This window comes from Flavobacterium sp. (genome assembly GCF_004211145.1).
In the GTDB taxonomy this organism is placed as follows: domain Bacteria; phylum Bacteroidota; class Bacteroidia; order Flavobacteriales; family Flavobacteriaceae; genus Flavobacterium.
In genome coordinates this window covers 111,232-138,004 of the sequence record NZ_SEBS01000001.1, presented here as the reverse complement: position 1 = coordinate 138,004, position 26,773 = coordinate 111,232, and the positions used below count along the sequence as shown (strand labels likewise).

Annotated in this window: 12 protein-coding genes; 1 reads left to right on the top strand and 11 read right to left on the bottom strand. The window is 49.4% G+C overall.

Annotated features, from left to right (window positions below; all coding sequences use genetic code 11):
* The 11 genes from EOO50_RS00530 to EOO50_RS00480 all read right to left on the bottom strand — a co-directional run bounded on the left by EOO50_RS00530 (position 1) and on the right by EOO50_RS00480 (position 26,186).
* Complete coding sequence (locus EOO50_RS00530) at positions 1-852, bottom strand: aldo/keto reductase (protein ID WP_290836856.1); 852 nt, start codon at positions 850-852, stop codon at positions 1-3.
* 165 nt (positions 853-1,017) lie between these two features.
* Complete coding sequence (bglX, locus tag EOO50_RS00525; protein WP_290836854.1) at positions 1,018-3,264, bottom strand: beta-glucosidase BglX; 2,247 nt, start codon at positions 3,262-3,264, stop codon at positions 1,018-1,020.
* Between the two features lie 69 nt (positions 3,265-3,333).
* On the bottom strand, positions 3,334-4,161 hold the full coding sequence (locus EOO50_RS00520; RefSeq protein ID WP_290836852.1) for a glycoside hydrolase family 16 protein: 828 nt from the start codon (positions 4,159-4,161) through the stop codon (positions 3,334-3,336).
* Positions 4,162-4,191: 30 nt separating this feature from the next.
* Positions 4,192-6,066: a glycosyl hydrolase family 16 gene (locus tag EOO50_RS00515; protein WP_290836850.1), complete on the bottom strand. Its 1,875-nt coding sequence runs from the start codon at positions 6,064-6,066 to the stop codon at positions 4,192-4,194.
* A 15-nt stretch (positions 6,067-6,081) separates the two neighbouring features.
* The gene (locus EOO50_RS00510) at positions 6,082-9,216 is read right to left on the bottom strand and encodes a glycosidase (protein WP_290836849.1); all 3,135 of its coding nucleotides are present in this window, start codon (positions 9,214-9,216) and stop codon (positions 6,082-6,084) included.
* Between the two features lie 311 nt (positions 9,217-9,527).
* A complete protein-coding gene (locus tag EOO50_RS00505; RefSeq protein WP_290836848.1) occupies positions 9,528-12,335 on the bottom strand; it encodes a triple tyrosine motif-containing protein in 2,808 nt (935 codons plus the stop codon).
* A gap of 245 nt (positions 12,336-12,580) precedes the next feature.
* Positions 12,581-14,653, bottom strand: a complete 2,073-nt coding sequence (locus EOO50_RS00500; RefSeq protein WP_290836846.1) for a hypothetical protein — start codon at positions 14,651-14,653, stop codon at positions 12,581-12,583.
* 70 nt (positions 14,654-14,723) lie between these two features.
* Positions 14,724-19,466, bottom strand: a complete 4,743-nt coding sequence (locus EOO50_RS00495; protein WP_290836845.1) for a MopE-related protein — start codon at positions 19,464-19,466, stop codon at positions 14,724-14,726.
* 245 nt (positions 19,467-19,711) lie between these two features.
* Positions 19,712-21,307 (bottom strand): T9SS type A sorting domain-containing protein, encoded by a 1,596-nt coding sequence (locus tag EOO50_RS00490; protein WP_290836843.1) that lies wholly within the window; start codon positions 21,305-21,307, stop codon positions 19,712-19,714.
* Positions 21,308-21,589: 282 nt separating this feature from the next.
* Complete coding sequence (locus tag EOO50_RS00485; RefSeq protein ID WP_290836841.1) at positions 21,590-25,126, bottom strand: T9SS type B sorting domain-containing protein; 3,537 nt, start codon at positions 25,124-25,126, stop codon at positions 21,590-21,592.
* Positions 25,127-25,628: 502 nt separating this feature from the next.
* Positions 25,629-26,186 (bottom strand): hypothetical protein, encoded by a 558-nt coding sequence (locus EOO50_RS00480; RefSeq protein ID WP_290836839.1) that lies wholly within the window; start codon positions 26,184-26,186, stop codon positions 25,629-25,631.
* A 316-nt stretch (positions 26,187-26,502) separates the two neighbouring features.
* Between EOO50_RS00480 and EOO50_RS00475 the strand changes: the two genes are divergently transcribed.
* Positions 26,503-26,694, top strand: a complete 192-nt coding sequence (locus EOO50_RS00475; protein WP_290836837.1) for a cold shock domain-containing protein — start codon at positions 26,503-26,505, stop codon at positions 26,692-26,694.
* The last annotated feature ends 79 nt before the right edge of the window (positions 26,695-26,773 follow it).

Here is a 26,773-nt window from a genome sequence, read left to right as displayed (position 1 = left end):
TTATCGCGTTATTTTTCGCTCGCTGAGCCATTTCACCATATTCGGATCACGATGGTCAAAAAACAAACTCGCGTTCGTGTCGAGCGTTTTGATCGCGTCCATGTCTTTTTCTGACAATTCGAAATCGAAAATGTCAAAGTTCTCGGCCATCCTTTCTTTACGCACCGACTTTGGAATCGCGATCACGCCTCGTTGCGTCAGCCATCTCACGATAACCTGCGCTACGGATTTGTCGTACGTATGGGCGATCGACGCGAGCACTTCATTCTTGAAAATATCGTTTTTACCTTCGGCGAATGGTCCCCACGATTCTATCTGCACGTTGTTTTCAGCAAGAAATTGCTGCGTTTCGACTTGCTGGTGGAACGGATGCGTCTCAATCTGATTGACCGCGGGCGTAAATCCACTGTTCGCGATCAAGTCGGCCAATCGGTCAGGATGGAAATTGGAAACACCGATCGCTCGCACTTTTCCCTGCTGATACAATTCCTGCATCGCGCGCCACGAACCGTAAATGTCGCCATAAGGTTGGTGGATCAAATATAGATCGAGATAGTCCAGTTGCAACAAGTCCAACGATTTCTGGAAAGCGGCCAACGTATTTTCATAACCCGCGTCGCTTACCCAAAGTTTCGTCGTGATAAAAAGTTCTTCTCTCGGAACGCTGGTTTTCTTTATTGCATTCCCGACGGCTTGCTCGTTCATGTACGACGCGGCCGTGTCGATAAGTCGGTAGCCCGTGTCGATCGCGTCAAGTACGGCTTGTTCGCATTCCAAAGGGTCGGCGACCTGAAAAACGCCGAAGCCTAAGATGGGCATTTCGACGCCGTTGTTCAATGTTATAGTTTTCATCGGTTTACTAATTTTCAATCAAATAATTATAGAGTAAAGGTCTGAAATTTTAGAAGCGCCGCTTTAATACCTATTGCAGTATTATCTACCAATATCACTGATTGCCAGATGAGCAAAAAAAAAGACCGGATCTCTCCAGTCTTTTTTATTCAATTACAATAAATCTTAAGGCGCGTCGTTCGCTTTCACATCGGTCAATTCGAACTCGCTTTTCACGCGGATATCTTCGGACGACGAACCGACCATTACGTCGAATTCTCCCGCTTCTGACGCGAACGTCAAATCCTCGTGATAAAACGACAGCTTCGAATCGTCGATCGTGAACGTGATGGTTTTGCTTTCGCCCGCGGCCAATTTAATTTTTTGGAAATCCTTCAGTTCTTTCACGGGACGCACGATCGATGCGACTCGGTCCTTCAAATACAATTGCACGACTTCTTCGCCCGCGACCTTTCCGGTATTTTTGACCGTCAGGGAAACCTCGAGCGTTTCGTTCTTGCGAATAAGTTTCTTCGACAATTTCAAATCCGAATACGCGAAAGTCGTGTAACTCAACCCGAACCCGAACGGGAATTTCGGTGAGTTCTGCAAGTCGATATAGGCCGAAACATACATTTTGTCGTCTTCGTTCTTTGCGGGTCGTCCCGTGCTCGTGTGGTTGTAGTAAATCGGGATTTGGCCTTCGGTTCTCGGGAACGTCATCGGCAGTTTTCCCGACGGGTTGTAATCGCCGAAAAGCACGTCGGCGATCGCGTTTCCGGCTTCAGAACCCAGCCACCATGAATAGACAATCGTCGGCATGTTGTCGGCTGTCCAATTGAAAACGAGTGGTCGCCCGGCGTTGATCAAAACGACGATCGGCTTGCCTGTTTTCTGGAGTTCCTTAATCAAATCTTCCTGGACTCCGGGAAGGTTGATCGTGCTGCGACTTTTCGCTTCACCGCTCATGTCGTGGCGTTCCCCGACGCTTAGGATCACGACATCGGCTTGGCTGGCGACATCGAACGCTTCCTTGAAACCGTCTTTTTTCGTGTCGGTGATTCCGCAACCTTTGGCGTAAAGCAATTTTGTGTTCTTGCCGACTTTTTTCTGCAGGCCTTCCCATTGGGAAACGATGTACGTCGAGTCGACGTCTTTGAGATCGATGGCCCAAAAACCGTGGTTGGCTCGTTTGAGTTTTACCATCGGCCCGATGAATGCGATCGTTTTCGTGTCTTTTGAAAGCGGCAATGTATTCTTTTCGTTCTTGAGCAACACGATGCTTTTGGCCGCAACTTCTCGCGCCGCCTTCGTGTGTTCAGGATTGTTGAGTGCCGCCTGCTGGCGTTTCGCATCGCTGAAGCGGTACGGATCGTCGAACAAGCCCAATTCGAATTTCTTGCGAAGGATTCGTTTTACGGCGTCGTCGATGAGCGATTCCTGGACTTTGCCTTCCTTTACCAATTCGGCGAGATTGTAACGGTATGAATTGCTTTCCATGTCCATGTCGCTTCCGGCGGTAATCGCTTGCAACGCGGCTTGTTTCTTGTCTTTGCTGTAACCGTGGTTGACCATTTCACCGATCGAACCCCAATCTGAAACCACGAATCCCGTGTAATTCCATTTGCCTTTCAGGATGTCGCGCTGGATCAATTTGTTGCCCGTCGCTGGAATTCCGTTTAGGTCGTTGAATGAATTCATGAACGTTGCGGCTCCGGCGTCGACCGCGGCTTTGAACGGCGGAAGGTATGTTTCCCACATCATGCGTTGGCTCATGTCGACCGAATTGTAATCGCGTCCGCCAATCGCGGCACCATACGCCAAAAAGTGTTTCGCGCACGCCATTACCGATGTCAATTCCCCGAGTTTATTTCCCTGGAAACCTTTGACTCTTGCGTAGGCGATCTTCGAACCTAAATACGTGTCTTCGCCCGCGCCTTCCATGACCCGGCCCCAACGTGGATCGCGCCCGATGTCGACCATCGGGGCAAACGTCCAGTGGATTCCGCTTGCCGATGCTTCACGTGCGGCTATCCGAGCTGAAAGTTCAATCGCCTGCAAATCCCAACTCGCGGCCTCGGCCAACGGGATCGGGAATGTCGTCTTGTAGCCGTGGATCACGTCGAGCCCGAAGAGCAACGGGATCTTGAGTCGCGATTGCATGGCGAGTTCTTGGTAACCGCGCGTATATTCGGAGCCGAGGACATTGAGCATCGAGCCGATCTTGCCGGCTTTAATTTCCTCTTTTTTGTTCGGGTTCATCGTCAACGGTCCGGTCACGGCATGGTCGCCCGTGTATTGGTTGAGCTGACCTATTTTCTCTTCCAAGGTCATTTTTGCCAACAGCTCGTTTACTTTTTGGTCAATGCTTTTTTGCTGCGAAAACCCCAAAGAGGCAATCAACAACAGTACTATCGATAACTGGTTCTTCATTGTGCATGCTATTTATGACCGACCGAAATGCGTTGGCAACCGACCTTTCATGAATTGGTAATTGACGGCTTATTGGTAGACTTTCACGTAGTCGACGATCATTTTTTGCGGGAACGGCGTTTGTGCTGTCGGGAATCCTGCGAAGGTTCCGCCTACAGCGACGTTCAGGATCATGTAGAAATCATGGTCGTACACCCATTCGCCGGGAACGTCTTTCTTGGAAATCCTTTTATAAAGGAAATCGTCACAATAGAAGTCGATTTTATTCTCGCTCCATTCGACCGCGAAAATGTGGTAATCCAGGTCGAAACGGCTGTTCTGCATCGAATACGTCGAGGTGATCGCATTTCCGGCCGAGTAACCCGGGCCGTGGATCGTTCCGTGGATCGTGTTCGGTTGTTGGCCTCTCATTTCCATGATGTCGATCTCGCCGCATTGAGGCCAAGGTGCTCCGTTTGTCGCGCCGAGCATCCAGAACGCTGGCCAGATGCCGGGTCCGTAAGGTGTTTTTAATCGGGCTTCGAATCGGCCGTAGGTTTGTGAAAATTTGTCTTGTGTTTTAATTCGCGCCGACGTGATCGAATTCCCGTTCTTGATCGCGGTGATCACCAAGTTTCCGTTTCCGTCCAACGAAACGTTCTCGGGATTGTTCGTGTAGTTTTCGAGTTCCTGGTTGCCCCAGCCGCCGTTGTTGCCAAGATCGTAACCCCATTTCGCTGCATCGGGCATGGAACCTTGGGCGCCATCGAACTCATCGCTCCAGACGAGTTGCCAGTTGCGGCTGCCTACGTCCTGCTTGTCATCTTCATTACATCCTGAAAGTGATATCGAGATAACCGAGAGTACGACAATCGCCAACCCTTTGTTACTTATATTGCTTTTTGAAAAGTATTTCATTTTTTGAATTTTTAGTTTTTAGCGTCGCGATTAGTTTCGGAACAAGATATTGTCAAGATAGATATCGCCGTTACCGTCAAATTTCAATTGGATCACGTTCGCAAGATCTACCGGGGCGAACGATGTCAACGGGATGTCGATGCTGTTCCATCCGGCCGTCGTGGGAACGGTAAGCGAAACGAGTTTCTCGACCGGGCCGGGACTGATCAGGTAAATGTTCAACGCCGTCGAATTCGCCGAATAATAATCAAGGTGCAAAAAGTTCCTCGCCGATACGTTCGTAGCCGCGCCCAATTGCAATCCCTGATAATTCAAACCGGCGTATTTCAACGTGTTGTTCCCGGCGATGGCAACCTGCGTCGTTTGGGTTGCCTGTCCCCAATTCGGATTCAGGTCAGAACCCGCAATGTTCGTGTAGGCGTCGCTGAATACCGATGTCACGTTAGCCGCAGGATACGAAGGAGTAGGAGCAGCCGTCGTAGGAACAGGTGAAACAACGCTGCCGTCGTTCACGAAATAAATATTGTCAGCGTAGAAATTTGTGATATTCGTGCCTTCCAGGACGATTTGTCCAAGGTGCGCGCGGCTCGCCAGTCCCGTGAAGTTTGCGAGTGGAATGTTCAGGCTGACCCAACCTTGTGCGACCAACGTCGGAGCTGTGAAAGTAAGCGTGAATCCTGTATCGTTTCCGCCGCCAAAAGCACCGTCGGCGCCAAAATCATTCAATCCGACCTTGAAATTCGCTCCTGCCGGAAGTGCGTTCGGAATGTAAACGTCCATGCGAAGGTGCGACATGGCCGAAGCGTCGACCGTCGGGCTTGAAAATTCGATTCCGACGAAATTGAAGTTCGTGTAGTTCAATACATTGTCGCCTTCGACCGTAAAATCAGCCGATAGCGTCGTTTGGTATGGTGCCCAAAAACCGTTGTAATAGTTTACGGGAACGTTTGGATATACGTCGGTGAAAATAGAAATCACGTCGCTCGGATCGGCAGTCGGCGTAGGCGCATGCACGTAAGCTCCCGACGAATTGATCGTCAATGATCCCGCAGCGGCAACTCCGCCAACCGTAGCTGTAATGACGGCAGTTCCGGCACCGATCGTCGTAACCACGCCCATTTCATTGACTGTCGCAACCGCTTCGTTTGACGATGTGAACGTGAAATAAGCAGGCGTTACGGTAACCAATTGGTTGATTCCGTTTGGCATGTTGAACGCCGTGACCAAACCGTCGATCGTGTTCGTTACTCCGGCATAAGCCGTTTGCACTTGGTCTTCTCCGTTTAAGATTTGCGGTTGTTGCGGGTTGATCGTGCCGAGTTTCTCGAATTTGACCTCGTCGATCCAGAACGTGTAACCGTTTCCGTTTTCAGGACCTTCAGATATGAAGAACATTCCTTTTTCGGCCGTCAATTTCGCGGCATCGGGAATCGGGATGATGTATTTTTTCCAGACCGTGCTGATCTGCAAGCCGTTTATCGCAGCCTGGTATTTGTTATCCCCGAAGTCGTTTCCGAAACCGACCACGTCGATCGTCGCGGCAACGGTACTTTTCGCCCAAAACGTCAACGCATCGTATTTGGTCAGATCTCGTCCGACGGTAAGGTAAAACGAACCTCCGGCGTACGAACCTGACGGATCGTTCACGTTCGGCACGTCGAATCGCATCGAAGCGGCCGAGTTGTTGTAGGCGACATCGGTATCGACCTGGAAAGCATCGGCAACCGCGCCTCCGTAAGCTGAATAGATCAGGCCTGCGGTAAATGTATCGATGAACACTTCAGGATTTTTAGAAAACGTCGCTTCTTCAAAATCATCGGGGTCGTTCTCACAGCTGAAAGCGGCGAACACAAGCATCCAGAAGGACAGTTGATACGCCAGTTGGGTTCTAAAATTTGGTTTCATAGTTTTCATTTTTTTTTATTTTCCGATATTAATATGGATGTATGTCCTGATTTCCCATTCGTTTCCGTTTGAGAACCCGATTGCGGTCGGATCTGGCACGAATTCACCCGATGCGTCCTGGATCTGCGTCGGATTGTAACGCGGTGAATATTGGTCGAGCGATCTCCATGTGCCGCGGATACCGATTCTTGTGCCCGGAAGGATGAACCAGTCCGGTTTCCCGATTTCGGTCGACAAATCGGCCATCAATTGGAGCGGGAACGTCAAGTTGTAATCGCGGTGGTAATCGTAAGGTCCCCAATCGTTGACCTTGACGAACGATTGCAATTTGACTTGCTTGTAGATCATGCGCATGTCCAAACCGTAACGGTGGATCGTTCTCGCGTCGCTTCCGTTCGCCTGTGCGTCGCCTTGGTAGATGTTTGCGATAAAACCGAAGTCCTTGCTCCATTTCGACACCAAACGCGCGTTGATCTCATAAAGGTCTTTTGCCGGTGCTGCGCCGTCGAACGCGAAAGTAGAACGTCCGTCAGGCAAGATCCCGATGGCGGCATCCTGGGTCGTCGGCAGGTGACGGAATACGACACCCGCGCTGACTGCGAATTTCGCGTCTTCAGTTCGGTCATTTTCCCAGTTGTACATCCAGGTTCCCGGCGTCGGGTCAAATGTCAATAGAAGTTCTCCCGCGACTTGTTCCCTGTTCGCTCTGACTACGAATGGATCGTCGAGGATGTTTCTCGGTCTTCCCGGGGCTTGGGCATTTGCGTCGATCGGGCCTTCAAGCGGTTTTTGCCACAAGAAGTTCGGCGCGATCTGGAATTTCCCGACGTTCAATGTCGCTCCCGTCAAGAAGTTGTACTGGTTGCCGCTTCCGCTGTCTTTCAATCTCCAGCCTGTGAAGGTCTGCGTGTAATCGGCGCCACCGTTTGCGACCAAGCCCATTGCGGCTCCTTGCCCGTACCAATTGAATTTCCCGCCTGTGTATGTGATTTTCGCTTTTCCTCCCCAATTGTCTTTGTTTTCGATTTCATGTTGGAAAATCTGTTGGTTTCCTTCTGACCCGCGAGCGATTTGATATTCGCGTCCGTTCAAAGGCGAACCTGCCCAGATTCCTCCGACGTTGAATGCGAATTTCCCGATCGTCCTGTTGACCGCAACCGTGAAACGACGTGTTTTTGGCTGCGGGATCGCGAAGGAACTCTCGGTATTTGTCTGTTGTTCCAAATCTTCGTGGAAAACGCCCGTCACACCGAATTTCCCGATGTTTTTCGAATACTTGAGCAAGATCGCAGGGTTGGCTCCCCACCAAAGTTGCGGTCCGAATGCGAGTTTCAGTCCGCTGAACATCTTCTTGCCTTCCATTTCGAAACCAAGAGGCGCGATGCCGTTGTAGATGTCGATCGTCGGCCCATAATTCGCTTCAGGATACAACCCGAAGAAATCGCCTTCGTAACCCCAGTGATAATGGCCGGTTCTGTAAAATCCGTTCAGGTTGAACAAGCTGTGGTTCCACGTATAGCTCGCGCTGTAGACTTGCACGCGGTTGTTCGAATCCAAAGTCGTTTGTTGGTTGTTGTTCTCGACAGTAACCGGACGGCCGCGGTTTTCATAGAAAATCTGGTCGATCGGGTTCAACGCGACGTTTCCGAGGATGTTGAATTCGACGTTGGCTCTCATGTTCGAAGCAGGATTCGCCTCGACACCGACGTAGAACGACTGCATGTGATCGAAGCCGAGTTTGTTCGGATATTCGACGACATTCGGGTTTTCAGAATCAGGAGTCGTGATCAATGAACCGCCTGTGTTGAATGTGGTGAATTCGGCTCTCAGTTTACTGAATCGGATCAATCCGCCAGACTTTGCATCCAATGCGGCTTTGTCACCACGCGCTCTCAACGTCGCGTCCATGATTTGGATATTGTCGAAATAATTCCCGACGCCAAGTGCCGTCGTATTCGGGGCATACGGATTCAATTTGTGTGCTTCTTTCAATACGTAATAAGCCGAACGCGGGTACAATTCATAGAAACCTTTCTCGTTCGTCGGGCCTTTTGCACAGATTCCGAACCATTCTTCGTTCATGTTGTTCTGTCCTTGCTCGAAATCGCGGATGTAACCGCCGTTCGCCCATGAAGCGGCCGTATCGTGAACGTCGAGATATGACGTCTGTCCGTATTTCCACCAACCGTCGCTGAACTGGAACGTGAATCCGCCGATCGCATTCTGTGCTTTTCCTAAACCTGCGGCATTCTGGTAGATTTCTTTCCACTCGCTGAGCAAGTAGTACGCTTGTGATGTTTGGTCTTCTTGGTTTGTGATCGCGTTGTAGGCGTCGGCACCGAATTCGGCAAACAAAACCGGTTTTCCATACTGTTTTTTAACCTGTTCGAACAAATCCCCGAACGATACGCCTCTGTAAACGTTCGTAGCGAAAATGTCGAAATCAGGACATTCTTTTGCGATGATGTCCAAATACATCAAATCCCCGTTACAGAATGCGATCGGGTGCGAACCGTCGATCTGCTTCATCGAAACCGCAGCCTCGTTGAAAAGTTTGTACATCGCGACGGCTCTCTTGGTCGTTACGCGTTCCGGCATCGGGATATTTTGTGTCTCGGCTCCGTCCCAGAACAAGCCGTAGTTGTTCTCGTTTCCTAATAAGAATAGGAGCAGACCTTTTGTGTCTTTGTATTCGGTGGCGAGATCGGTCGCGGCTTTCAGGAGCACTTTGCGGACGTTCGGGTCGGAATATTCGGTGTTCGGAACGTAGGCTCCGTTCAAGTCCAGTCCGTAGCGTCCGAAAGAGTGGTTGATCATCGTGTGGATGCCGTGCGTCACATAAACGTACTCGATCCATTTTTTAGGCATCCCGGCATAAACCCTGATCGTGTTCACGCCCATGTTCTTGAGCAATCCCATTTCGTTGTCGAGGGCTTGTTTCACGAAGTCATCGGGTTGTGTCCATAGGCTGTAGGAATAGTTGGTTCCGATCGGATAGTAGTCCCAGTTCATTCCGTTTACGATGAATTCTTTTCCGTCGACGATCAATTTCGAACCGTCGGCGCCGTTCGCCACAACAATCTTGTCGTTTTGCGAAAAAGCCGATGGTGAAAAGACAGCAAACGTTAGTAATAAAATAAGTTTTCTCATTTTAATGGTTATTTGATTTTGGTATGGTAAGGTGTTACAGCGAATGTTAATCCGGCACATAACCCCTCAATTTTATTTGGTATTGGCAAAAAGTGCGTTCAAAAAATTCGGATACGCTAAAACTACATTTTTTGTATATGTAAAATCCGATTGATTGGCTAAAGAAACTATACAACAAAACATTTACTTACAATTTCCACAACACGCTTCAATTAACAGTGTTTTAACAACATTTTGAAATGAGCGATCTCTTGGATTTACACGCGTTTTTTAGGTGTTCGTATGGTTGTTGTATGGTTGAAATCACTGTATCAAATCGACAGTATATACTCCACGACGCCCGTTTCGTGCGGCAAATCCATCTTTTTACGCAAACGATATCGTTTTACCTCTACACTTCGCACCGAAATGTTGAGCAATGGGGCGATTTCCTTCGACGATAAATTCAATCTTAAATACGCGCACAATCGCAAATCGTTCGGCGTCAACGACGGATGTGCCTGCTTGATTTTCTTCAGGAAATCGTTGTCGGCATTGTTGAACGCTTCCTTGAAAATCGTCCACGAATTGTCCTCGGATATGCTTTTATTGATTGTGTTGATCACCGACTTTATGCTCTTGTCGTCGCTTTCCGGACCAGTGCGTTTCAAGTCGTCTTTTATGAGCGCGAGCAATTCGTTCTTCTTCATCAAGCTCATTGTCGAAACGGCGAGTTCACGGTTCTTGCTGTCGACGTCGCTTGACAATTGCTCGTTCTTGAGCTTCATGAGCTGCTGTTCGTTTTCGAGTTCCTTGATCTCGAGCAACAAATTGTTTTCCTCGATGAGTTTCTGCTCTTTCTTGCGGTAATATTCCTTGTACGCCTTGTGTACGTAAAGCACCAATAGAATTCCCAAGATCAGGTAAACCGACAACGCGAAGTTGTTCGCATACCAGGGCTTGCAGATCGTAAAACTATACGTCGCCATGTTCTTCGGGTTCGAGTTCGCGATTTTCGCGCGCACTTTGAACACGTAATCTCCAGGCGGTAAATTCTTGAAGTTCGCAGCCGTTTTCGCCGACCATTTACTCCAATCTTCCTGCAAACCCTCGAGGATGTATTGGTATTCGGTGTAGATATATTTGTTGTATTCGGGCACGGTGTAGTTCAGGATGATGTTGTTCTCATCATATCCGAACTCGCCACCGTCCTTGACCGGGCAACTGATCAATTCCTCGTCGAGCTTGTTGATCGTGACGTTCGTGATCGAAACGCTGTTGCTTTTGAAACGCAGGTCGTTGAGGTTGATCGTGTAATAACCGTCGGTCGTGCCGATGAGGTAAATCGAGTTCGACAAACGCGCCACGTTCTCATAACCCAACATCGAACCGGTCAATGACAACGGAATCGGAATCGTGTTTTTCTTGAGCTCGTTCCCGATCTTGCTCAACGTGAAATAATGGATGTAATTCTTGGAAAACAGCCACAATTTATCGGACCCGTCGGCGATCAATTTACCCGACGTGTATTCGTCCTTTTCAAAAACGGCACTTAATTTCTTGTCGCGTCGGAACGATTTGTGCGCGTCATCGAGAATGTAAATCCCTTCCTTGCTCGCGTAATAGATGTTTCGGTCGAATTTTATCAGACTCGCATTCTTGCCTTTCTTGGGCGTGTCGAGCATCGTCAACCCTGAACAGGTCGTGAAATTCGCATCGAGATGGAATCGGAACACGCCTTTGTATTCGTGGCTGATGTACACGTCCCGCGAATTCGAAATCTCAAAGTGTTTCGACGAATAATCGAACTTCGAGATCTTGTTTCGGAACTTCCATTGGTTGTTGACTTTTTCCAACACCGAAATCCCGTAATAATTTCCCTGCAACAACAAATCGGGTTTTCCGGGAACTTTCACGAATCCCCAAGTTCCCGATTGTGAGAAAATTGGAATCGCGTTGACATCCCGCACTATGAAAGTGCCCGAATCGTGTCCGCAAAAAATCGTTCCTTGATATTCGAACAGCGACCAAACCTGGCCTTTCGTGTTCTTGATGAATTGAAAACTCTCATTCGAATTGTACGTCTTGCAAAACAAACCCTGATTCGTCCCAATGTACAATTTCCCGTTGTGCAGCAGCGACGCGTACACTGTTCCCAGCGATCCGGTCTTGTCGGAATAGCTTCTGATCGGCGATTTCAGGTTGAGGCAATTGATGCCGTTGTCGAGCCCGATCCACAAATTTTCGTCGACATCCTCGAAGATCGACAGGATCGTATTGTTGCTCAAACCCTTGTCCTGAGTAATGTGATATTTGAGTTTTCCCGACGCCGACAGTATGAAAACCCCGTTCGAAACGGTTCCGATCGCAAAGCCTTTGTCGGCCAATTGCTGGCAACTGTACACGCTGCTCGTCACGATCTGTTCGTCGACATCTGAGAAAAAAGGCGCGAAACTACCGTTGATGAACGTGAAGAAACCGTTCTGTTGCGTTTGGAGCAGCAAGCCGTCGTCGGCTGAAAAAATCGCGACGATCTTATTGTTCACGGCGACCGGTTGATTCGAAACCAATTTGGCTTTTCCATTTTCGATCTCGTACAAACCTTCGTTGGCGACCTGATAGTAAATCGAATTATTGGCCTGGAACGACTTCAGGATGCCGTGTTTCGGCTTGATGACCGAGAATTTTCCGGTCTTCGTATCGTAAATATGGATTTGGTCGAGCGACTGAAAGATCATCCATTGCTCGTACGCGAAAATATTCCAGAACTGCTCGTCATCGACGATCCGGTTTTTTATTTTGCTGCTCAGCGAATGGTATTTGAGGTGGTTGTTCGCCTCTCGCGTCCAATAACCGAACTCCATGTAACAGCCCGTATAGACTCGGTCACCGACGACTTTTACCGATCGGATGATCGTCTCGTTAGGCGACGCATACAACGTCCACGCCGACCCGTTGAATTCGAGCAAACCGTCATTGTTCGCGAAGAACATGAAGCGCTGGGAATCCTGGGAAATCATCCAGTTCTGGTTTCCGGCGTTATAAATCGATGGATTGTATTTTACAATTGGCGACAATTCCTGTCCGAACAAAAAAACAGGAAGCAGCAGTAGCCAAATGAAACCTGATTTGATTTTCATTTTTACAAATGATTTTGATTGCGATTGATAGATTAAATGTGTTTGGGGTAAACATGCCAAAAAACTGGGCGCAATATAATTTAAGAAATCGATTTCGCGCAAGTATTGTGACGCGATAATAAACACTTTTCACGCGCCCGACGATGCGATTGTTTTTGTCCGACCCGAATTTTAGAAAACAAGCGATTCCGTGTTGGGAAATCGCTTGTGGTCTAAATTTTTAAAATCTTGCGGGAAAGCACTGCCTATCGCAATTGCTGGACTTCAAAAACGGTTTTTCCGCTAAAGAAATCAATCTCGGCGCCGTTGATGTAATTCTCAAAATAGACCTCGATATAGTCGCCTACTGCAAGCTGGATCAAACAGCTTACCGAGCGGTCGACCGGCCCGTTACCAAAGTGATTCGCCGATGTCTGTTGGTAGAAGAGCCCGTTGCGGCGTATCCCGACCGAGTAAAACTGGTTGTTCGATTGGCTTGTCGTATGGATCGCGGCATCGATTCGGTAAAAGCCGGCTTTCGTGGCCGTAAATCTTCCGGTCGCTGTCGAGAATTCGGTGCTCGAATCGAACGCGACGGTATTGAAATTCACCTTTTGCCAGCCCGTATCGTTGAGGACTTGATTGGCCGCCAGATTGGTGCGCACCATAGACAACGTCGCGCTCGGGCTCGTGACCCAATTCGTCGCTCCCGCGCCGTTCGTTTGCAGGATTTGGCCGTTTGTTCCGCGTACGTTCGGCAATGCGTAACCGTTGGCGTTCGCCGGATTGTTGACTTGCAACGTTCCGTTCACGCGTGCGATGTTCGTGTCGAATTCACCGTATATCAACGCGTTGCTCGCATCGGCACTTGAATTTTCGATGTAGAGTTTGTTCGAACCCGTTTCAGCCGATCCCGCGCTGTAACCAAGCGCAACATTTCCTGTTCCTGCGTTGATGGTGAGCGCATTATAACCGACGGCTACGTTATTCGAAGTAGCCTGATTCGCCTTAAGTGTGTTCGATCCGATGGCGACGTTGAAACTGCCTTGGGAAAAATGTCCTGCCTGGGCACCGAAAAACGCATTGTTGTTGGCCGCAAACGTATTGTATCTGCCCGCTTCGAACCCGACATAGGTATTATTTGTGCCCGTTTGGAGTTCATCGCCGGCCTGTGTTCCGAACGCGGTATTGTTCGCGCCCGTGCTGATGCGCAACGCACTCGATCCAACGGCCGTATTTCCCGTAGCAGCGCCGTTGCCTTGCAGCGTATTGTATCCGATCGCAGTGTTGTTGCTTCCCGAATTTCCGAAAAGCGCATGCCAGCCGATAGCTGTCGTATTGTTGAAGTTCACGCCCGATCCGAATTCGGCTTCGTGGCCCATTACCGTATTTCCCGATCCCGTGTTCCGACCCAATGCATAATTCCCGACCGCCGTATTCTCGGCTCCGGTCACGTTTAATTGCAAGGCTTGGTTGCCGACCGATGTGTTCCGACTTCCGCTTGTGAGACCGGCTCCTGACTGAAATCCGACAGCGGTATTGTTTACGCCTCCGTTGCTGTTGGTCAACGCTTGGAATCCGACACCTGTATTGTTGCTTTGCGTCGTGTTCCTCGACAAAGCCTGAAAACCGACTGCCGTTCCATTATTTCCCAACGTATTCGCGTTCAATGCCTGAAAACCGACGGCCGTCGAAGCGCTTCCCGTATTCACGGCCAAAGCGGCATTTCCGACGCCTGTGTTTTGGATTCCGGTCGTATTCAATGTCAACGTTCCATTTCCGACAGCGACGTTATCGGCTCCGGTACTCGCAGCCAACGCGTTAGTCCCGAAGGCCGCGTTGTTCGTTGCAACTCCGGCTGTCAAAGCATTTGTTCCGAAAGACGTGCTCGTCGCTCCGATTTTTCCGGCCGCGGTGTTGCTTCGTCTGAACGCCAAATCGATGTTGTCGGTCGTTCCAAGAAAATTCGTCGTACCTGACAATCCCGAATTTCCTGTCGTATTCCATGCGTTCGTCGCGCCCGATCCGAGTTTTTCCCAAACGGTTCCGTTGAAGAAATAAAATCCGGTCGTTGTCACGTTGACGGTTGTGCCAGTGGCCGTTCCGTTCGTGATGTCGTTCACGTACAATACCGTCGAGGTCGGAGTGCCCACCATGGATTGCGCGCGCAGTCTGGAAACCCTCGGGATCAATAAGCCGTCAACGGTAGTTCCCGTCAAATTAGCGGCGGTAACGTCAAGCGTGGCCGCGGGAGAGGTCGTCCCGACGCCAACTTGCGCCATGCTCATCGCCGAATACAGCAAGAACACTATCGCCAATTTATTTCTTGAGGTTGTCATAGTTTTGATTTTTAGAAAATTAAAAACACCCCTCGATTAAGAGAGGTGTCTTTATTAATAACTCCACAACTTATCTTTTGATAACCCTGAGTGTCTTCACCGAAGCACCTTGGGTCACAATAACATTGTAAACACCCGACGGATAACGCTCGCCGAACTGTTGCATTTCTATCGCGTCCACTGCGAATTCGCGGTTGTCAAGTAATTTGCCTACCATATCGTAGACTTTTACCTGAATGCGCTCGTCACTTGCCGTGTCCATGTCCAGCGAGAATCCTTCCAGATATGGGTTCGGATAAGCAACTGCACGGAACGCGATGCCCGGTGCCGCCTCTTCCTCGAACATGCCACGAGTCGCGCCCGGAGCGGTGACCAATGAAGCTTCCCCGAACGGAGACCAAGTTCCGGATGTCATCACGGCCACGCGAACTGCGTACTGTGCGCCAGGAACAAATCCCGGAACATTTCCAAAGCTGAAATAATGCGCCGCACGGTCTACGATGATCGTAGTGAACGGAGCGGTTGCAAGCGTCAGTTCGAAACGGTACGAAGTCGCACGGTTCATGCTGCTTGTGTAGAACAACGTATTGTTCGTGGTCGCAACGCCAGGATTCGTGATTACAGGAACCGCAGGAGTCGTGATGTTACAAGGCGAACCGTAACCTGAATAGGTTGTGCTGTTTCCTGTTTTCAACGCTACTTCGATGCTGTAAGTCGTGCCGTAAGCATACGTCGACAACATCGTGAGAGAGAACCAATGTGTCGTGCGGTCAAGCGTCTGGATTTGGTTCGGTGCGCTTGCATCGGTAAGGTTCGTGATACGGAAACGATATCCCGTAACGCCTTGCAGACTTGTAGTAGCGATAAGCGTCGAGATGTTCGTAAGCGTGATATTACATTGAGATGGCGTGACCGAAGCCGCTCCACCCGGATCCAAAACCGCAGGTGTTGAAACCAAACAAGGATCTCCGTAGTAGTTAAGCCAGATTCCGTTACGACGCAATTGAACTGAAATAGAGTACGTCGTAGCGTAGTCGTAAGTCGCAAGAGCCGTCAACTGGAAGTTCGGAGCCGTACGGTCGATTGTCTGAACCGCATTCGTAGTCGTGTTCACAACGCGGAAACGGTAGCCGTCAACCGGCGCGCCAAAACTCACGGCACCAATCAAAGAGTTGATCGTAGTAAGCGTCGTTCCACATTGGGAAGCCAAAACTTTAGACAACAATTGGCTGCCTTCGTCGATAGTTCCGTCGCAGTCGTCATCGACTCCGTTGTAAGGAACTTCAGAAGCGCCTGGGTGAACCGCTGCGATGGCGTCGTTACAATCGGTGTTGTCCAAGACATAGCCTGATTGAGGCGCGCACAACGCGAGAGAATTGTTCGGATCACCATAAGTATCTCCATCGGCATCGGCGTAATACGTATAACATTCGTTGCTGAAATACACGTTGTCGATGTAGATCTGCGTCGGAGCGGTAACGTTCTGTTCGAATTTCAATCCGTAAACGTTGTTCAACGTCGCGGCAGGAAAAGCCGTCATCGGAATGCTGACCGAGTTCCAACCTGCGTGCAAGTTAGACGCGGTGTACATGTGATCTCCGTTTGAAATCAAGAAGATCATCACGTTCGACTGCGCAAGATTCGCGTTCAAAGGCGCATTTAGATATATGTCGACGTGCAAATGGCTCATGCCCGTAACATCGAATAGCGTTTCGTTTTGGTCGACAAGACCTAAGAAGCCAAAGTTGTCCAAACGCAAAGCTGTGTTCGTTCCGTTCGGGATTTCAGTCAACGTGGTCGCTCCCGTCCAGTTCGAACGCACGGCCGTAATCGCGTTTGCGTAAGTCGACGGAGTTCCCGTATACATAGAAACGACGCGATCCGGTGTTCTTGTCGGTGGAATCGGTGAAGGTCCGGGAGTCGGATACGCTACGACCAATTGAGCCGTGATGCTTGCCGAACCATAACTTCCGTCAGCGGCCTGAGTAGCCGTGATCGTAGATGTTCCAGGACCGACGACAGTCACGGTGTTTCCGCTTATAGTCGCAACTGCAGGATTACTGCTCGTGTACGTGAATGCGCCCGCGCTGTTTGAATTCGGAGCCGTCAATGTAAACGGAGCGGCGCCGAATGGTTGTGCCGGAACCGAGAAGTCGGTCAATGTCGGAGGCAATGAAGTCGCCGGACGATAGAAGTAAACGTTATCCACGTAAATGGTTTTGCCCGGGCCGTTCAAACCTTCGAACTTGAGGAAGAATACGCCGGTCATGTTAAGGCCTTGGTTGGAATACGTCGACAAAGGAATGTCGAAGCTGTTCCATTGGTTCAACGTAACCGAACGTTGTGCCACGCGGTCGCCGTTGTTTTGCAGCCAAAGGTTCAATCCTGTGCAGTCTTCTGAATAGACATCGATGTGCATCATCGTCATCGCAGTCAAATCGGTTGCCTGGAAGTTTAGGATTTCAACAAGGAAATTCGATATTTTCTTGGTGTCGTTGCCTTGAAGCAGTTCGTCGGTCGTCGTGGACGCATTTTGCCATGAAGGAGAAGATGAAGTCGCGTAAGCATTGCTGTACATCGAAATCACATCCCAAGGGTTTCTTGCCGGAGGTGTCGGAGCAGGAGTCGTCAACGGCGGAACCGTTACCGTAAATACTGCCGTCGTGCTCGCCGATGTATAACTGCCGCTCGCAGCCTGTGTCGCCGTGATGGTCGACGAACCAGCGCCAACGATGTGCAGGTTTCCACCGATCACAGTCGCTACCGCAGTGTTGCTGCTGCTGTATGAAAACGCTCCGGGACTATTTGAAGTCGGAGGCGTGATTGCAAAGTCTGCGTCGCCCAAGACTTTCGCAGGGACGGTGAATGCTCCGAGTGTCGGTGCCGTTCCTACCTCACGGAAGAAATACAAATTGTCGATCGCGAAAATCTGGCCTCCCGTAATCGCCGCGCCCACTTTAGGTTCGTCGTATTTGATCTGGTTGATCAGTGCGAGATTTACCGCTGGGAAATTCGCAGCGTTCACGTCGATGTTGAAGCTGTTCCAAACACCCGGCGTCAAAGCGAGCGTGTAGCCTGATTCTCCAGAGCCCGCGGTGATCAACACCAAACGGATCGAATTGAGCGTAGGCGAGTACACGTCCACATGCAATTTGTTTATCGACGTGGCGTCGGTGTTTGCAAAGGCCGTTCCTTGATACGTGCCTGAATTTTGATATTGTTTGACTTGGTTGCCACCGTATGATGGCGTAGTCAGGTTGTTCGGGTGGTTCGACGTTTGTCCCCAGTTCGGGTTGAAGTCGGTTCCTGCAATGTCCGTGTAGTACGGATTCGCGAAAATCGAAACCACATCCGCGGGGTTTCTCGCAGGTTGTGTCGGCGATGCGCCCGGATCCGGGAAATTAACGGTGAACGTAGCCGTCGCGACACCTTGTCCGTATGGGCCGTTCGCAGCTTGGGTCGCGGTGATGGTCGATGATCCGCCTCCGACGATATGAATCATGTTGCCTCCGACGATCGTCGCTACAGCCGTGTTGCTGCTTGTGTATGACCATGCTCCGGCACTGTTTGATGTCGGTGCTGTGATCGCGAAATCAGCATCGCCTACGTTTTTAGCCGGAACCGTGAACGCTCCCAATGTCGGAGGTTGTATCGTCGCAGGTCGGTAAAAATATACGTTGGTGATGAAAAGTGTAGTGTTGTTCGGATTGAAAGTAACCGGAACGATATATTTCAAATGTGCCAAATCAACGGCCGAATAAGAACTCAATGGGATGTCGTAAGAATTCCAAGTGCCTTGGGATTTCGCGCCCGGAACTTCCAATTCGATGTTGCTGCCATTCGCGGCTTCGAGTTTTATCTTGAACGACACGAAATCAGGCGACCAAACGTCGATGTGCAGATGCGTCATTGCCGACACATTCAAATCCAGCGCGCCATTCGTCGAGATTCCTGAATAACTGTGGTTGATGTATTTTTTGACGACGCTGTTGTCGGCAAGCGTAACGTCGCCCACGATCGTACTTCCGCCAAAATTGTCGAAAATAACGCCAGGTTGGTTCGTATAGGCCGCGCCGTATTGAGACAAAACGTCCCAAGGATTTCTCGCCGGTGGAGCCGCAGGTCCTGCCGCAGGTGTCGTGTTCGGAACCGTAACCGTAAACGTAGCGGTCGTGCTTCCCGATGAATAGCTAGCAGTCGCCGCTTGTGTAGCCATGATGGTCGATGTTCCGCCACCTACGATATGGATGCTGTTTCCGCCCACGATCGTGGCAACTCCGGTATTGCTGCTCGTGTACGTGAAAGCACCGGCGCTGTTTGAAGTCGGTGCCGTGATCGCGAAATCAGCGTCGCCCAAAACTTTTGCGGGAACGGTGAATGTTCCGATTGTCGGTGCAGGAAGCGAACTTCCGCCTCCGCAGTCGTTTCCGACCGTGTACTGGAATTGTTGGGTAACGGCGAATCCGCCCGCGGCCCATTCGAATTTACACGCGACGGTAAAAGTACTGCCCGGTGTTACGTTCGTGTACGTACGTCGGAAGGTTTGTCCGCCCACGTTTGTCATCGGCAATTCGGCAAAGCCGGGATTGAATGTCCAGGCGTAGCAGACGAGTCCGGTCACTGGCGTCAAGCCCTCAAATTCCACGGTCACGTCATTGCCTGACGTCGTGAATTTGTACCGGTATTCGGCCATGCCGCTACCTTGGGACAGTTGGGTAGATGTGCCCGCGCATTGCGTGTTCTGGGCGACGCTACCATCGATGCCCGCCACAAATACAAGCAGTAGCAGGATCAGGTTTTTAATGTTCTTCATAATCGTTTGGTTTTCATAATGGTTGTTAATCTCTAAGGAATTTTCCTCAGCTGCTTTGTTCATATTCATTCGTTTTTGCCAGATCTTGTTGGTTAGTCAAGACACTAGCCGACCTTCCCGTAAACGCTATATCGTTTTCGTGAAAAGGGTAAAAAAAATGCAGGTGATTGGAGATTGGGGAATTTCCAGGAACTGATAAAAAGAAAGGCAAACCATCTCACGACAGTTTGCCTTTGTGCATTACATCAATTCTTAACAAGTTTAATCGTTTTGCTGCCGCCGTCAGTAAGGACGTTGGCGAAGTAGATTCCGTTCGACAGTTCCGATGCGTCGATCACGGCATTTAAATCGTTCGGTTGCAACGCTTTGATCTGCTTTCCTGAAATATCGAAAACGGTAACCGAAGTAATGTTCTGGGTCGCGTTGATATTCCACTCGTTGCGAGTCGGGTTCGGATACGCGCTGAATGTCGCCTTTGCAAAACCTTCCGATTGCAATAGCGGCTCGTTCACCGAGAAGTAAATATTGTCGAAGTATATGATGTTAGACACCAAGTTTGAAGAAGTTCCCAATTTGAACTGGAAGAAATTCGCCTTGTTGAAGCCCAATCCCGTAAAGAAGCTCAACGGTACGTTCACACTTTGCCAAGAACCGGCCGTGAGTGATCCGTTTCCGCCGCCAGTCGTATTCAATTCGTAGTTGTATTCGGTTACGACACCGCCTACGTTGCCGATGATGATGAAACGCAATTGCGTAGAAGTTCCATCCGCGAAATAATCGAAGTGTAGCCATTGATATGTTGAAATATTCGTCACCAAATCAGTTCCTTCGCCATAACCTGCGACCGCGAAATTCATTTTGATCGCTTCATTCACGCCCGCTGTCGGGTCGAGATCCGGTTTTCCGGCAAAAACGCCGAAGTTGTAGTTCGGTGTCCAGATGTTCGTAAATCCGCCCGTGTCGCCGTAAAGGCTTAGGACTTCCATGTTTGGAGTTGCCGGTTGAGGCGATGGGTTCGGAAGCGATGCCACAAAATTCACGGTATATGTTTTCGTAACGTTTCCATTGGCCGAAGTGACCAAAACCGATGCAGTTCCCGGAATTCCCGACGCCTGCGTAGTCGAAGTAACCGTTGCATTCGCGTCAGTCGTAGTCGAGCCGGTGATTTGTGGTACCGTAGTTGTCCCGACGACGAGTTCGACCGTGTAATTCGTAACCGAAGAAGTGAATCCGGGCACTGTCGTTCCGTCCACTTTCAAATCGCTCAAGGACGCGTCAGACCCGGCCGCCGTAGGTGTTTTCCAGAAATAGATATTGTCGAGATAGATAGCCGACGGGTTTGCGCCGTTTTGTCCATCGAACTTGATTTGATAAACCGCATCCCAGCTCATGCCCGTGAACGCGCTTTTTGGAAGGTTGACGCTGCTCCATCCATTCTGCACCAATGGAACGTCGACCAGAACTTCTGGAGTTCCGGTTCCGCTGCCGCCGTTGATAGGCGAAACTTTAATATTGGTCGCGGTCGATGTCCAGATGTCGATATGAAGGAATTCCATGCCCGACGCGTTCTGGTTCGTCAACTCGGTTCCCTGATAATTGAAATTGGTATACGCCAACACCAGGTTTCCGGTTCCCGGATCGTACGATGGGTTCACCTGACCGGTTTGTCCCCAGTTCGGGTTGTAATTTGTTGCCACGCTCGGGAACGAATCACCATATATAGAGATTACATCTGCCGCGGCATTTGTAGGGGTAGGCGCATTAGTGGTCGGTTGGGCGTAAACGAAGACTCCGTTCAGCAACGCGATCGTTAATACTACTAATTGGGTAATTTTTTTCATATCACACATTTTTAGGAATTAAATTTGTCGAAAGCTAAAATAAATAATAACATAATTACGTAGTCTGCAATTATCGCATATATAAACTATACAACCAAATATTTATGAAAACGATTGAGTTGGTCGATAAAATCTTCCACAATAACGAATTATAAAGCGTTTGACTAACTTATAAAAACCGCTAATGTATAGTTGTTGTATGGTTTTTTCGATGCTTTACGATGCTTACTACAACGTTTTCTTTGGACGTTTTTGGCCGAAATCCGCTCGAAAACGCGCAAACTATCTTTTTAATGCGAAATGGGCGTTGAACGTTTTGTTCAAAGCGTTTTCGATATAGTCGATCGTGAACCAGTAATCGGTCGACGGCAATGCTCGTCCATTGTAATTTCCGTCCCAACCGGAACCGTCGGGGCTGATCTGTTTGATCAATTTTCCGTATCGGTCATAGATCCGAATCACCGCATTCCCGATTCCGACAATATTCCACGTATCGTGTATGCCGTCGCTGTTCGGAGTGAAATATTTCGGGTAATTCACAATCGTCACAGTTGCCGTTAAATTCGTACAGAATGCATCGAAAACAGTAATCGTATGCGTTCCCGCCGAAACATCGCGGAATACGTTCGACGACTGCACCGTGTCGTCCAATTGATACGAATACGGTCCGTCGCCACCCACAACAGTAATCGTAACCGTCGGGTTGTCACTGAACGCACTCGATTGCTGTATCACCAAACTTTCGCCCTGCGACATTTCACTCACGACCGCCTCAACCGGAAGCGAAGCACAACCTTGGGCATTCGTCGCGATCACCGAATACGTTCCGATTTGATTCGCGTCGTACGTGCTTCCGGAAGCCGTCGGAATTAAATTCGGACCGAAAAACCATTGGAAACTATGGGTTGCGGGATCGAGATTCGTGTCCAGCGTATAAAATTGGTTTGCGCCCGAACCTGTCGTACAGATCACGCCGTCGGTAATCTGCGGAACAGGCAATGGATAAATCGTAACCGTTATCGCGACAGGAATTCCGGGACAACCGTTGTAAAAAGGCGTCACGGTATACGTTGCGGTTCCAACGTTGCCATTCGTCAAAGCCAACGTTTGTGCGATCTGGTTCCCTGTATCCGACGTTGCGCCCGACGTTCCATTCTCGACAACTGTCCAACTAAACGTCGTGCCCGCGATATCCGACGTCAGATTTATCGCGACCGACTCACCTTCGCAGTAGGATAAGTCGCCGCTATACGCCATAATCGGAGTCGGATTCACCGATACCGTGGCGAAACCCGTAAGCGTTTGGCTGCAACCCGTTCCCGCCAGAGCCACGCTGACCAATTGATAGGTCGTATTCGACGAAAATGGATTCGCAAATGACGCTTGTCCTGACGCGTCCAATGTAACCGTCTGATTCGCGCCGGCATTTATCGTGTACGTAACGACGGCATTTGGCGTTCCGTTAAGGGAAACTATGCTGTTTTGTCCCGAACAAACCGTCATCGGATTCGCACTTATCGAAGCCGTGGGTAACGCGACTGCCGATACGGTCGTCGATTGCGAAAGCGCCTGACTGCAGCCCGTAGCCGCCAGATTTACCGAAATGAGCGTGTACGTCGTCGCCGATGTAACGCTGGGAACCGTAACCGACGCGTTGCCCGAACCGTTCAACGAAATCGTCTGGTTCGCACCTGAATTTACCGAATAGGTGACGATCGCATTAGGCGTTCCGCTGAAATTGACTGCAGCTGAACTTCCCGAACAAACCGGAGAAGTATTCGAAATTGTCGCCGTCGGCAAACCGTTTACCGTAATTGTGACCGACCCGCTTGCGCTGTTGCTGCAAGTGTTCAAATCGGCCGACGTTACGTTAACCAAACTGTACGTCCTGTTCGATGTCAAGCCCGACGCGGCAATCGTCGCCGAACCCGACGCGTTCAACGTGATCGTCTGGTTCGCGCCTCCGTCTATCGTATAGGTTACCGTGGCGTTTGCCGTTCCCGTGAACATGATCGTGCTCGATTGGCCGGAACAAACCGTCGTGGGGTTAGCGCTTATCGAAGCCGTCGGGATTGCGACGGGTGAAATCGTGATGGATTGCGACAGCGTTTGGCTGCATCCGCTCGGGCCGGGCAAAGCGACGTTGACCAGCGTGTACGTCATTGCAGTAGTTACGCTCGGAATTGTGACCGAAGCCGTTCCCGATCCGTTCAACGTGATCGTCTGGTTCGCGCCCGCATTTACTTTATAGGTAACGATCGCGCCCGCAGTTCCACTGAAATTCACGACAGCCGAGCTTCCCGAACATACCAGCGGAACGCTTGAAACGCTCGCCGTCGGCAAATTCGTAACCGTAATCGAAGCCGAACCCGTAAGCGTCTGGCTGCACGTACTCGGACTCGGCAAACTCACGCCCGCCAAAGTATACGTACTCGAAGCCGATGTCGTCACACTGGCCGCACCTGAAGCATTCAACGTTATCGTTTGGTTCGCGCCCGCGTCGATCGCGTAGGTTACGATCGCATTCGGTGTTCCGCTAAAGCTGATTATAGCCGAATTCCCGCTGCAAATGCTTGTCGTTCCCGATATCGTCGCGGTCGGCAAGGCGACGATCATGAGTTGAACGGGCGTTCGTGGAGTCGCGATGCAATTCGAAGTCAAATCGTAGGTTTCGGCGTAAAAAATCCCCGCTGTTGTTGGCGTGTACGTTGGGCTGTTCGATTGCAGCAAAGTTCCGCCACTCGCGGCACTGTACCAGTTTACGCCCGTTCCCGCGGCCGCCGTTACGCCTAAAGTCGGGATGGATTCATTGCTGCAGATCGTCTGGTCGCCGTTGTTCGTCCCGGGAATTGGCGTCGGTAAAATCGAAACCGTAAACACGTTCGATATGGCCGAACAGAAACTCGAGTTCAAATTCACCGCGTCCTGAGCCGCCTTCACGCGAAAATATGTCGTCGATGTGATATTTGTCGCATTGTAACTCGCGTTTGTTGCGCCCGGAATATCCGCCCACGTCGTGCCGTCGCTACTCGATTGCCACTGATAGAAATATGGAACGGCGCTTACCGTCGACGCGTTGAGCTGCAACGACGCCGGATTGCTGCACGTAGCAAATGAACTTCCGGTTGCCGATGGGCTCGAAACTGTCGTCAAATCGCCGCAAGCGCTGAATGAAATATCGTCGATCGCCAAGTCGTTTCCGCAGCCGCCCGTTCCGTTGTTCTTCATTTTGAGTACGACCGACGTTTCGTTGACCGTCGTAAAAACCAATGCGAACTGTTGCCACAACGGTGCCGTCGTTCCCATTAAATTTCCTGTGTTTCCCGAACCCAGGAGAATCGTTTCGGACGCGTTCCAGATTTCAAATCTCACGTTTATAGGGATTTGGCCCGCGCCGCAATAATTGGTATTCGGATTATAGACGTTCATGAGCCAGGCCGAAAATTCGAACGTCGTATTGACACATAATCCTGACACAGTTTTTTTGTAAAAGTCGCCCGATGTCGCAGCATTCGCGTTGACCAAAAGCATTTTTCCATTCGGGCCGTTCGTAGCGTCGGGCGTGTGATCGAGCGAATAATGCCAAGTCGTGTAAAGGCTCGAATGATAATATAAGGTGTATTGCCCATCGTTCGGGGCGCCGGTTACGAAAGGATATGTCGTGATTCCTGCAGGCAAGGCCGGACCATATGTCGTGCCGTTTCCAAAATTCTCAGTGAAAATAGGTTCTCCTTTGCTGCCCGGACAAAACCCGAGTTGGGCATGCGCTGCGGAAGCAAATAAAAAAAGTAAAGTAAATTTCAGTGTAAAGTTGCGCATCAATGGGGAATGGATTTTCGTACTGGCACCTAACTATTCAAAATCCGCCGGTCGATGAATTACAATGCAAAAAGACGTTTTGGAAAATGCGTGTTAGATCCGACGAATGATAAATTCGTCAATGATAAAAATAGCGCGAAGATTTTACCATTTTCATCATTTACAGTTATAAAAACCATACAATTCGTAATTAAATGTCAAATACAACAGTATGCTGTAGTTGTTGACAGTGCAAAGGCGCGCAATCAGTGGGAAATCGGCACATGAAGAATTCCCAAATCCTATTTTGTTGTGGTAATGTAAGGTTAGCGAAATCGTTTTAGCGAGGTGATTTTGCATAAAACGACGTACTTATCGAACATTTTCGAGAAAAGTGTTTATCGTTTCCGATCTTCCCATTCCAAGTCGATAGATGGCGTTCGCGTTTCAATCAAGGTGAAATAATTCATGCTAGTCGGCAGTTTTTAGGGCATTTCTCATTTCGATTTTTTTGCAACTGCGATCATCGCCACGAGGTCACTTTATATTTCGAAAAATTCCGGTCCATGTCATCCAGTCTTTCCGATAATGCCAAAATTCCATGTTCGAGATAGCTTGACGTTTCCATTTCCGACAATTGATGGTGCACGTCAATTCCAATTCCGACGGGCTTAGAAATCGAAACGGCGTAACTCAAATCGGGATTCTTGAAAACCATATAATCGAGGTTTCCATTGTCGATGATGATTTGATGCTTCGGACGAATCGTTTCGATATCGATCATTTCTCTTTTGATGAGCTTGAAATTATTCTCATTTCGGAAGAAAAACCGATGGCATTTTTCACATCTGAAAACATCGCTTGAGCAATATGGTTGGCGTTCCAGGTCAATCGTTTCCGTGTCGTCGCCCGAACTCGGCAAGCAATTTTCAACGCTCACAAATCCGATTTTTGACAGAGACGAAACCAACTCGGAACTCGAGAAATTCCATTTTAAAAATGGTGAATGGTCGCAAACTCCATCAATCGGTTTGGAATACGTCACAATGTTTAGAATGTTTTGGTCGTTTATCGGAATCATCTCAAAAGTTTCAGGTCTCGTGTAATGCGACGAAAAATAATCGGACTCGAACGACGCAATTTAATTAATAATCGTGTTCGGCGATTACAGTATGAACAACGTCGTAATCCAAGCGACGAACGCGTGCGGGCCGCCACAATCCATTTTTTAGTATGGTGATTGCCGCGATGTTAGGGGTGATTTGACAGGTTGGACGATTCATGAAATCGGACCGCTTTTAGTCGGCCCAAATAATTATAATTTCAAATAAACAATAAAACGTGCTGTATTTCAATTATTTAGACCTACCTTCGCCGCTTAATATAATTTTATTACCATGAATCAAGGTACCATTAAATTTTTCAACGAAGCAAAAGGCTTCGGTTTCATCAGCCCCGAAGACGGAGGTGATGACCTGTTTGTACATGTAACCGGTCTTAACGGACAAGTACGTGAGAACGACAAGGTTACTTACTCTGTAGAACAGGGAAAAAGAGGCCTTAACGCAGTAAATGTCACCGTTATTTAATAAATATCGTACACCTGTATTAGGAAAGCCGCTCAATCGAGTGGCTTTTTTTATGCATGGAAATTAAGGACTTATGACA